Source organism: Gordonia sp. GONU (assembly GCF_024733855.1).
GTDB lineage: Bacteria > Actinomycetota > Actinomycetes > Mycobacteriales > Mycobacteriaceae > Gordonia > Gordonia amicalis.
Genome location: NZ_JANRHB010000018.1, coordinates 21,098 through 31,914 on the forward strand (window position 1 = coordinate 21,098; position 10,817 = coordinate 31,914).

Annotated in this window: 9 protein-coding genes; 3 read left to right on the top strand and 6 right to left on the bottom strand. The window is 67.9% G+C overall.

The features are described from left to right. Window positions 1–42: 42 nt before the first annotated feature. The 5 genes from glyA to rpmE form a co-directional block, all read right to left on the bottom strand. The gene (gene glyA, locus NWF34_RS16190; RefSeq protein ID WP_024497339.1) at window positions 43–1,266 is read right to left on the bottom strand and encodes a serine hydroxymethyltransferase; all 1,224 of its coding nucleotides are present in this window, start codon (window positions 1,264–1,266) and stop codon (window positions 43–45) included. A 1-nt stretch (window position 1,267) separates the two neighbouring features. Further along, on the bottom strand, window positions 1,268–1,921 hold the full coding sequence (locus NWF34_RS16195) for an L-threonylcarbamoyladenylate synthase (RefSeq protein WP_006437288.1): 654 nt from the start codon (window positions 1,919–1,921) through the stop codon (window positions 1,268–1,270). Between the two features lie 12 nt (window positions 1,922–1,933). Beyond that, window positions 1,934–2,848 carry a peptide chain release factor N(5)-glutamine methyltransferase gene (gene prmC / locus NWF34_RS16200; RefSeq protein ID WP_258325509.1) on the bottom strand — a complete coding sequence of 305 codons (915 nt, stop codon included), beginning with the start codon at window positions 2,846–2,848 and terminating at the stop codon, window positions 1,934–1,936. 5 nt (window positions 2,849–2,853) lie between these two features. Further along, complete coding sequence (gene prfA, locus NWF34_RS16205; protein WP_024497337.1) at window positions 2,854–3,930, bottom strand: peptide chain release factor 1; 1,077 nt, start codon at window positions 3,928–3,930, stop codon at window positions 2,854–2,856. 134 nt (window positions 3,931–4,064) lie between these two features. After that, window positions 4,065–4,277 (bottom strand): 50S ribosomal protein L31, encoded by a 213-nt coding sequence (gene rpmE / locus NWF34_RS16210; protein WP_006360515.1) that lies wholly within the window; start codon window positions 4,275–4,277, stop codon window positions 4,065–4,067. Window positions 4,278–4,564: 287 nt separating this feature from the next. On the opposite strand from rpmE, the gene NWF34_RS16215 reads away from it, so the two are divergent. From NWF34_RS16215 to NWF34_RS16225, 3 genes are all read left to right on the top strand, one after another. After that, window positions 4,565–5,788, top strand: a complete 1,224-nt coding sequence (locus NWF34_RS16215) for a sulfite reductase flavoprotein subunit alpha (protein WP_258325510.1) — start codon at window positions 4,565–4,567, stop codon at window positions 5,786–5,788. Window positions 5,789–5,810: 22 nt separating this feature from the next. Continuing rightward, a complete protein-coding gene (locus NWF34_RS16220; protein WP_258325511.1) occupies window positions 5,811–6,752 on the top strand; it encodes a heme transporter in 942 nt (313 codons plus the stop codon). 269 nt (window positions 6,753–7,021) lie between these two features. Then, window positions 7,022–8,410 carry an IS1380 family transposase gene (locus NWF34_RS16225; protein WP_159405352.1) on the top strand — a complete coding sequence of 463 codons (1,389 nt, stop codon included), beginning with the start codon at window positions 7,022–7,024 and terminating at the stop codon, window positions 8,408–8,410. 242 nt (window positions 8,411–8,652) lie between these two features. Here the strand turns inward: NWF34_RS16225 and rho are convergent, their stop codons facing one another. Then, window positions 8,653–10,638, bottom strand: a complete 1,986-nt coding sequence (gene rho, locus NWF34_RS16230; RefSeq protein ID WP_258325512.1) for a transcription termination factor Rho — start codon at window positions 10,636–10,638, stop codon at window positions 8,653–8,655. Window positions 10,639–10,817: the final 179 nt, after the last annotated feature.

The window sequence follows — 10,817 nt, forward strand, 5'->3', positions numbered from 1 at the left end:
TCTGTGGAGGTCGCTCGGGACGTCTCGGACACGCGGACAACGCTACCCGCATGCGAGGTCGCTGATCTCACGGTGGATCCGATCGTGCGTCGAGAGGTCCTCGGTCGACAACGCTGCCAGCATCGCGTCGGCGACGGCCGGGATCATGTCCGCCGTCAGGCCCCGGGAGGTGGCCGCGGGGGTCCCGATCCGGATGCCCGATCCCTCTGAGACGGAACGTTCGTCGAACGGCAGGACCGCTTTGTCGACCACGATCCCGGACCTGTTGAGCCGATCCTGCGCCGCCGACCCCGAGATGCCGAGCGCGGACACGTCGACCACCGCAAGATGGGTGTCGGTGCCCCCGGAGACGACGCGCAGCCCTCGTTCCGTCAGGGCGTCGGCGAGCCTGCGCGCGTTGTCGGCGGTCGCCCTCACGTAGGACGCGAAGTCCGCGGTGCCCGCGTCGTGGAAGGTGACCGCCTTGGCGGCGATCGCGTGCATGGACGGACCGCCCTGGACGAACGGGTGAACGGCCTTGAGCAGCGCGTCGGAGTGCTCGGCGCGGCCCAGGATGACGCCGCCGCGCGGTCCGCGGAACACCTTGTTGGTGGAGAAGGTGACGACGTCGGCGTACGGAACCGGCGACGGGAGGAGACCGGCGGCCACGTGACCGGCGAGATGCGCCGCGTCGACCAGCAGGATGCACTCGGCCTCGTCGGCGATCGCCCGCAGGAGCGGGTAGTCGAAGGACCGCGAATACGACGTGGCGCCCGCGACGAGGATCCGCGGGCGGTGCACCAGGGCGAGTTCCCTGACCTGGTCGTAGTCGATGTACTCGTCCTCGCGGCGGACCTCGTAGTGCAGCGGCGAGAACCATCGTCCGGAGAAGTTGGCGCGCGAACCGTGGGTCTGATGACCGCCGTGCTCGAGCCGGAGGGCGAGCACCGGATCGCCGGGCTGGGCGAACGCGGCGTAGACGGCGAGATTCGCCGCACTCCCCGACAGCGGCTGGACATCGACGTGACCGGCCCCGAACAGGTCCCGCGCCCGGCCGATCGCGAGTTCCTCGAGTTCGTCGGCGACCTCGCATCCGCCGTGATAGCGCGAGCCGGGCCGTCCCTCGGCGTACTTGGCGTCGAAGGCCGAGGCCATCGCGGCACGTACGCCCGGCGTGGGCTCGGTCTCGCTCGCGAGCAACTGCAGCCACGAGCGCCGGCGCGTCGACTCCCGGTCGATCAGCGCGTCGACCTGCGGGTCACCCGTCGATCCGGTGCCCGGCGGCATCTCACCCACGCAGCGAGGCGGGATCGACGTCGAGGACCTCGGCCACGGCCTCGGCCGTGATGGCACCTTCGCGCAGGATGCGCGGCTGTGCACCCGAGACGTCGACGATCGTCGACGCCTGTGCGACCGGCGCGGGTCCGCCGTCGAGGTAGACCGAGATCTCGTCGCCGAGTTGTTCACGGGCCTCGTCGACGGTGGTGGCGGGCGGACGGCCCGACACGTTCGCGCTCGAGACCGCCATCGGCCCGACCTCGCGCAACAGCTCGATCGCGACCGGATGCAGCGGCATGCGCAGCATCACTGTGCCATCGGTGTCACCGAGATCCCAGGCCAGCGAAGGAGCTTGTCGGACAACGAGACTCAGACCGCCCGGCCAGAACGCCTCGATCAGGTCGCGGGCGGCCTGCGGGACGGACAGCACGAGCCCGTCGATCGAGTGCCAGGAACCCACGAGGACCGGCACGGGCATGTCCCGGCCACGGTGTTTGGCCGCGAGCAGCGAGCCGACGGCGTCGGAATCGAAGGCGTCGCAACCGACTCCGTACAGGGTGTCGGTGGGGACCACCACCAGGCGTCCCGCCTTCGCCGCTCCGACGGCCGCGCGAATGCCCGCCGAACGGCTCTGCGGATCGTTGCAGTCGAAAACAATGCTCACCCGACCATCCTGTCATGCCGACGGTCGGGTTCCCCCGCGAGACGCGCCTGCGCGGATCCGGCGCGCGGTCACGAAGCGAGGACGGCCCGCCAGATCGGTGTGGGCGGTCACCTCGTCGAATGCGCCATGGGCGCGCAGACAGTCGACGACGGCGTCGGAGGTCGTGTCGTCGTGTTCGATCCCGACGACACCACCCGCGGTGAGCATGGTCGCGATGACCGGCACCATCGGGATGATCACGCTCATGCCGTCGTCGCCGGCGAAGACGGCGCGCTCCGGATCGTGGTCCACCTCGGGACCGACCGCCGACCGCCGCGGCACGTAGGGCGGATTGGTCACGACGACCGAGACACTCCCCGCCGGTATGACCCGGCCGATCTGCGCTGCGTCGGTGACGTCGGCGGCGAACACGTCGATCCGCTCCCGGACCGCCTCCGGCGCATCGGACACGTTGCGCCGCAGCCACTTCAGGGCGTCATCAGATATCTCGACGGCCGCCACTCGCGCGGACCCGACCATCGTCGCCACGGCGATGGCCAGGGCACCGCTACCGCTGCACAGATCGACGATCCGCAGCGGAGCCGCCATTGTCGCGGCGGCCGACACCGCCCATTCGAGCAGGAACTCGGTCTCCGGCCGCGGGATGAACACACCCGGCCCGACGGCGAGCTCGACCGGACCGAAGGCCGCGGTACCGACGATGTGCTGCAACGGGATTCGCCGCGCCCGCTGATCGATTGCCGCCCGGAACTCGCGCACGTGCGCGTCGTCGATCGTGTCGATGACGATCAGCCGCCCCGGGTCACACGCGAGGACGTGCGCCATCAGCCATTCGGCGTCCCGCCGCGCCGAGTCGATCCCGGCGGCCGCCAGTTGTGCGGTGGCGCCGCGGATTTCGTCGGCCACCCGGACCGGCGCGGGCGACATCGGGGTTATTCGGCTTCCATGCGGGCCTGGCGCTCGGCGGTGACGAGCGCGTCGAGTAGGTTGTCCATGTCCCCGGCGAGTACGGCATCGAGATTGTTCGCCTTGTATCCGATGCGGTGATCGGTGATGCGGTTCTCGGGAAAGTTGTAGGTACGGATGCGCTCGGAACGGTCGACGGTGCGGATCTGCGCGGCGCGCCCCTCGGCGGCCGCGGCCTCGGCCTCCTCCTCCGCCGCCGACTGGAGACGGGCGGCGAGGACCTGCATCGCGCGGGCCTTGTTCTGGAGCTGCGACCGCTCGTTCTGACAGGTCACGACTATGCCGGTGGGCAGGTGGGTGATACGCACCGCCGAGTCGGTGGTGTTGACGCCCTGACCGCCCTTGCCCGACGATCGGTAGACGTCGATGCGCAGGTCGGATTCGTCGATCGCGACCTCGGCCACCTCTTCGGGCTCGGGATAGATGAGCACCCCCGCCGCCGAGGTGTGGATACGTCCCTGGGACTCGGTCACGGGCACTCGCTGCACGCGGTGCACGCCGCCCTCGAACTTGAGCCGCGACCACACGCCGTCCCGGACCGTCTCCTTGGACTTGATCGACAGGGTCGCCTCTTTGTAGCCGCCCAGGTCGGATTCGGTGACGCCGAGGATCTGCACCTTCCAGCCGTGCCGCTCGCAGTACTTGAGGTACATGCGTGCGAGGTCGGAGGCGAACAGCGCCGATTCCTCGCCGCCGGCGCCGGACTTGATCTCGAGCACCACGTCGTCGCTGTCGTGCGGATCCCGGGGGGCGAGGAGATCGGTGAGCGTCGCGTCGAGCTCCTCGACGGTCGCCTCGAGGGCGGGGACCTCGGCGGCGAACGACGCATCATCCGCGGCGAGTTCACGCGCCGCCTCGAGGTCCTCGCGGGCCGCCTTGAGCTTGTTGTAGGTCGCCATCACCGGGGCGAGCTCGGCGAATCGCTTCCCGACACGGCGAGCGGCGGCCGGGTCGTCGTGAAGCGAGGGGTCGGACAGCTGACGCTCGAGACCGGAGTGCTCGGCCAGGATGTCATCGATGGCCGACGGACTCTGCGTACTCACTGCGAACCTCACTTGTAGAGACGGAACTCACCGCCGAAGACTGCTTCGGCCCGAGACCTGGAAATCGGGCGATGACGACCAAACACAAACGACGCCCGTCCCGACTGGGCGTCGGGCGGGCGTCGCAGCGTGGTCTACTTGGCGCGCTTGCCGTAGCGCTTCTCGAACCGGGCGACACGGCCGCCGGTGTCGAGGATCTTCTGCTTGCCCGTGTAGAACGGGTGGCACTGCGAGCAGACTTCGACGTTGATACGACCGTTGGCAGCGGTGCTGCGGGTCTCGAATGTGTTGCCGCAGCCGCAGACGACGGTGGTCGCCGCGTACTCGGGGTGGATTCCCTGCTTCATGTCTGGCTGTCCCTTTCTGTGGTCGCCGGGTCACCGTCGCCTGTCGACGGTGTGAACCGGAACCGGACTCGACCGCTCAGTATGCCATGTGCGCCGTTCACGACGGAAATCGTGGACGCAGCGGCCGCAGGTTGGTCAACGGCATGGCCACCCGATTGATTCCCGGGCGAATATCACATCCCGAGGGGGTCGTGAGGGTGCCCTGAAGATAGTACGGTGGCCGACGGCCAGCCCTCTGCGCCCCACCCCTCTGCGCCCCACCCCTCTGCGACCACGAAGGATCCTCGATGTACGACGCCGCTCCGGCCGGTACCGGCACGCCACTGCGCACCACACCGGATGAGTCGTCGACGTCGCGGACCGCGCCCGCACGGCGCAAGCCGGCCCGGTCGCCGTGGAACCGCCGGAACCCGTACCCCGCGACGATCCTGACCAACACCGTGCTGTCGGGTCCGGGATCGGCCAAGGAGGTGCGGCACCTCGAGATCTCCCTCGGCGACAGCGGGATCACCTACGAGCCGGGCGACGGCATCGGCATCACCCCGGTCAACTACCCCGCCCTGGTGGATCTCCTCCTCGAGCGCCTCGGCGCGGCCGGCGACGAGATCATCGCCGATCGCAAGGGCACCTACAGCCTGCGTGAGTCCCTCGCCACGCGCTACGAGATCGGCTGCCCGTCGAAGTATCTCGCCAAGTCGGTGGCCGAACGCACTGGCCATGAGGAGCTGACCCGTCTGATCGAGGGAGGTGACGCACAGGCGCTCGACACGTGGCTCCGCGGCCGCGACGTCCTCGACCTGCTGAACATCGATCCCACTCTGACGTTCGCACCCGAGGAACTCCTCGAGGAGCTCAGCCCCCTCGCCCACCGCGAGTACTCGATCTCCTCCAGCCCGACGGTCCATGCGGGAACCGTGCACATCACGATGGCCACCGTGCGCTACGTCGCCGACGATCGCGAGCGCGGCGGCGTGTGCTCGACGCACCTCGCCGACCGCTGCGCCCCCGGCGACACGGTGAACGTCTTCATCACCCCCAACAAGACCTTCCGCCTCCCCGAGGACGAGGCGCCGGCGATCATGATCGGCCCGGGGACCGGCATCGCGCCGTTCCGTGGCTTCCTCCACCACCGTGCGGCCAGTGGTTCGACCGGCCAGAACTGGCTCTTCTTCGGTGACCAGCACCGCGACACCGACTACCTCTACGCTGACGAGATCGATCGGTTCGTCACCGACGGTCTGCTGGACCGCCTGGACCTGGCCTTCTCCCGGGACCAGGACCACAAGGTCTACGTGCACGACCGGATGCGCCAGAACGGTGCGGATCTGTTCGCCTGGCTCGAGAAGGGCGCCCACGTGTACGTGTGCGGTGATGCCGCCACGATGGCCGGCGACGTCGACGCCGCGCTGCACGAGATCGTCGCCCAACACGGCGGTGTCGACTCCGACGGCGCTCGGGACTACGTCGACGCGCTCCGCGCCGCGGGTCGCTACGCTCGCGACGTCTACTGAGCCGACGCGAGATCGACGCACAGTGCTCGACCCCACCGACCCGACACGACCGAGCGACCTCGAAACCCTGCTCGGCACACCTGGTTTCGGCGATTCCTCGATCAGTTCAGACATCGACGGGATCGCCGGCCGACTCCCTTCGCTCGCCGAGGTCGTCGGTGTCACGGTCGCCGGACCGGTGATCATGAACGCGATCGGGGTGCACGGGGTCCCGACGTCGCCGGGCGGGCCACTCCACGTCGGTGACGAGCAGATCTCCTTGCGACTCAACCCTTCCCGGTTGTCCTCGACCCTTCGGACCGACCCGTCTGCGCTTGTGCCGCCCACGCTGCGACTGTTCGACTCGCTCGGCAACACCGCGCACGCGACGTACCTGACCGAGAACTCCGACCGTCTCGCCTTCGAGTCGTTGTCCCTGTCCACATCGGTATCGGCCGGCCACCGCCCGGAACCCGCTGCCGCGCCGGCGTTCGTGGGGCCGGAGTACATCCCGGCCGCCCTGCCCGACCGCCACGACGACCAGATCGGGCTCTTCGACTCGATTCTGCTCGACGGCGGCACCACCCGGCTTCGTTCGCTGACGCAGGGACACGGCGCGCACGGCATCCGTGTCGACACCCGCCGCGTCATCGGCGCGCTGGAACACGCCGCCCTGCTCGGGATGACGGTCACCGTCGCGGCCGCGGCTCCGGGATGCATGCAGATGCGCCAGGACCGGCTCGACGGCGCTCGCGAACACCGCGGGCAGATGGTGCTCGCGTCCGGCAGGTCTCGGGTGATGGTCGACTTCAACCACGTCGAGCAGTGCTGGGTCACCTGGTCGCAGGGCGCCTGCGGCCCGACCGCGGCAGTCGAGATCTACGACCGGCGCGCACACTGCTGCCTGGTCGTCACGCACACGGGAGCCGTTCCCCGCGCAGCGTCGGAATCATGGGATCACCTGACCGGCGACCTGGCCTCCTGACCCTTCGATACGCTCGCTACTCAGGGAGCAAGCACACGCTCGCACGCTCGCTACTCAGGGAACAAGCACACGCTCGCAAGCTCGCCACTCAGGGAACAAGCACACGCTCGCACGCTCGCCACTCAGGGAACAAGCACACGCTCGCACGCTCGCCACTCAGCCTGGATCCGTGGAGGCGCGTGGGGTGTCGGTGACATAAAAATGCCCTCTGAGCTGGGATGATTGGTGGTGTTGAGACACAAAACATCCCAGCTCAGAAGGCACTTTCAGTGAAAGTATCACACAGCTTCTCGGCCACGTCCGCACTCTTTGACGACGACAATCTCGTGTCGCATGCCGGGCTGGTGCCGGTGATGGAATTGGCGCGCTCGACCGGGGTGGCCGCGCTGCTGGCCGAGCGGGTCGATCTGGGCACCACCCGGGTCGCCTCAGCCGGAGCCAACCTGGAGGCGAAACTGCTGACCGTGATCGCCGGGTTGTGTTGCGGCGCAGACAGTATCGATGACCTCGGCATCGTCCGGGCCGGTGGGCACACCCGCCTGTTCGACCGCGTGTACGCCCCGGCCACGATCGGACAAACCCTGCGTGAGTTCACCCCCGGACATGCCCGACAACTCAACGCCGTGATGACCCGCTCACTGCCGGCGATGTGCTCCCGGGCAGGGTTGTTGCCTACTAACGGTGCCCGAGTGTTTGTCGATATCGATTCCCTGCTGCGTCCTGTCTATGGCTACCAGAAGACCGGCGCCTCCTACGGACACGCCAAGATCGCCGGACGTGAACTGCTTCGTCGGGGTCTGTCGCCGCTGATCGCCACCCTCAGCGCACCCGAGCACCCACCGGTGATCGCCAACGCCTGGCTGCGCGCCGGCCGCGCCGCCTCCGGCGCCGGGGCAGCAACGATGATCGCGCAAACCATCGCCACCGCCCGGCGTTGCGGAGCCGCCGGTGAGATCACCGTGCGCGCTGATGCGGCCTACGGATCGGCCGAAGTGATGGCTACCTGCCAACGTGCGGGAGCCACGTTCTCGCTGGTCCTGCGGACCAACACCGCGATCACCCGCGCGATCTCAGCCATCGACGACGATGCCTGGGCCCCGGTGCACTATCCCGGGGCTCTCACCGACCCCGACACCGGCGCGTTGATCTCTGATGCCGAAGTCGCCGAAACCACCTACACGGTCAAACCACTCTCGCCACAACCGATCACCGCCCGACTCATCGTGCGGCGAGTCAAAGCACACCACCCCGCCGACACCGACACCCTGATGCCGGCATGGCGATATCACTCGTTTTTCACCAACACCACCGACGACACCATCACCGCCGACATCAATCACCGCGCCCACGCCGTCATCGAGACCGTGTTCGCCGACCTCATCGACGGACCACTGGCACATCTACCCTCCGGCGTGTTCGGTGCCAACGCCGCCTGGCTGGCCCTGACCGCCATCAGCCACAACCTCATGCGCACCCTTGCCGCGCTCAGCGCCGCCCCCCGATTGCGGGCCGCGCGCGGGGCAACACTACGACGCACCCTCATCGCCGTGCCCGCCCGACTGGCCCGACCAGCACGAACACCCATCCTGCACCTACCCCGACACTGGCCATCACAACACGCATTCACCACCCTGTGGACCGCGGTGAACACCACCTGAGCCCAGCACCCCCAACCCGTCCACCCACGACCAGGAACCCCAGTGAAGAAGCTGACCCAAGATCAGCGAATACCCCACGCCCACAACACGATCAACTACTCACCCGCCCCCGACTACAACTCCAAGCAACCCCTCCACGGATCCAGGCTCAGGGAGCAAGCACACACAAACCAGACGGGCCCCGTCCCGCGTGATGCGAGACGGGGCCCGTCGGTCGGTTGCTGTTCGCCGACTGCTCGTCGTCAGTCGTCGTTGCCACCGGCTCCCGGCGCGGTCTTCTGGACCGACATCAGGAACTCGATGTTCGTCTTGGTCTTCTTGAGCTGACTTATCAGAAGGTCGATCGCCTGCTGCGAATCGAGCCCGGACAGTAGACGACGCAGCTTGTGCACGATCGCGAACTCATCCGGCGAGAGCAGGAGTTCGTCCTTGCGGGTACCCGACGGATTGACGTCGACCGCGGGGAACACACGACGCTCGGAGATCTTGCGATCGAGCTTGAGCTCGGCATTGCCGGTGCCCTTGAACTCCTCGAAGATGACCGTGTCACCGGTCGAACCGGTCTCGACCATCGCGGTGGCGATGATGGTCAGCGACCCGCCGTTCTCGATGTTGCGCGCCGCACCGAGGAACCGCTTCGGGGGATACAGGGCGGTCGAATCGACACCACCGGAGAGGATTCGACCCGACGCCGGCGACGCATTGTTGTACGCGCGACCCAAACGGGTGATCGAGTCCAGAAGAACCACAACGTCTTTGCCGCTCTCGACGAGACGCTTGGCGCGCTCGATGGCGAGCTCGGCGACCGAGGTGTGGTCTGACGGCGGACGATCGAAGGTCGAGGCGATGACCTCACCCTTGACCGAGCGCTGCATGTCGGTGACCTCTTCGGGACGCTCGTCGACGAGGACCACCATGAGGTGACATTCCGGATTGTTCACCGTGATCGCGTTGGCGATGTCCTGGAGGATCGTCGTCTTACCGGCCTTGGGCGGCGAGACGATCAGTGCGCGCTGGCCCTTGCCGATCGGCATTATCAGATCGATCACACGCGTCGACAGCCGATCCGGGGTCGTCTCGAGGCGCAGTCGCTGGTTGGGGTACAGCGGGGTCAGCTTGTTGAACTCCGGACGGCGCTTGGCGGTCTCGACGTCACCGCCGTTGACGGTGTCGAGGCGCACGAGCGGATTGAACTTCTGGCGCTGGTTCTGCTGGTCACCCTCCCGCGGCACCTTGACCGCACCGGTGATGGCGTCGCCGCGTCGAAGTCCGTTCTTGCGCACCAGGTTCATCGACACATAGACGTCGTTGGAGCCGGCGAGGTAACCCGAGGTCCGGACGAACGCGTAGTTGTCGAGCACGTCGAGGATGCCGGCGACGGGCTGCAACACGTCGTCTTCGGAGACCTGCGGTTCGTTCTGGGTGTCGCGGTCGCGCCCACGACGACGCTCGCGGAAACGGCGTCCGCGGCGTCGACCGCCGCCTTCGCCGTCGTCATCGCGATCGTCACGGTTCGGACCGCCGCCGCGGTTCTGGCCGCCATCGCGATTCTGGTTGTCGCGGTTCTGGCCACCTTCGCGGGTCAGGCCACCTTCGCGGTTCTGGCCACCTTCGCGGTTCTGGTTGTCCCGGTTCTGGTTCCGGTTGCGGCGGTTGCGCTGCTCACCGCCTTCCGAGTCGCCGGCCTTGGCTGATTCACCCGTGGCGTCGGCCTTCTGCTCGCCGCCCTTGGGCTGTTCGGCGTTCTGCTCACCCGCCTCCGGAGCCGTGGTCTTCTTGCCCGCGGAGCGGGGTGCCCGACCGGAATCGCCGTCACCGGCGGACTCGGCGATCGACAGCTGCCCGTCCTCGGACGAGACCTTGGCGCTGCGGCGCCTGGTCTCGGTGGCTTTGGTTTCCGCCTTGGCGTCGGCTGCCTTGACGTCGGCCGCCTTGGCGTCGACGTTCTTGACTTCGGGGCTCTTGGCCTCGGCCTTGGCGCCTGCACTCTTGCCGGCGGCACCGGACTGGCGCTCCTTGATGGCGGCGATCAAGTCGCCCTTGCGCATGCCGGACGTGCCCTTGATGCCGAGTTCACCGGCTACGGTCCGCAGTTCGCTGAGCACCATGCCGGACAGGCCGGTACGGGCTGCGCGAGCGCGTGTCTTGGCCGGTTGCCCCGAGTCAGGGCCGGCCGAACCCGCGGATTCCTGCTCGGCAGGTGCGGTGATCAGGTCCGTATCTGTCACGGAAGTCCTTTCGTTCCTCCCGCAGACGGAAGCTGCGTGAGGTCTACGTTTCCCTGCTGTCTACGCGAGGGAGTCCGTCCGCGTTGGACGGTGGAGGGTGAACGGTCAGAGAGATGTTCGGTCCCGCTGCGAGCGTGCTCGGGAGCCACCCGCGCTTCGGCACCGTCGACAGAGACCCA

What these genes read in the sequence shown, in the direction of transcription:
- glyA (WP_024497339.1), bottom strand. Translation starts at nt 1,266, where the DNA reads ATGCCGCCGGGCACCGGATCGACGGGTGACCCGCAGGTCGACGCGCTG.
- prmC (WP_258325509.1), bottom strand. Translation starts at nt 2,848, where the DNA reads ATGTCGCCCGCGCCGGTCCGGGTGGCCGACGAAATCCGCGGCGCCACC.
- rpmE (WP_006360515.1), bottom strand. Translation starts at nt 4,277, where the DNA reads ATGAAGCAGGGAATCCACCCCGAGTACGCGGCGACCACCGTCGTCTGC.
- NWF34_RS16215 (WP_258325510.1), top strand. Translation starts at nt 4,565, where the DNA reads ATGTACGACGCCGCTCCGGCCGGTACCGGCACGCCACTGCGCACCACA.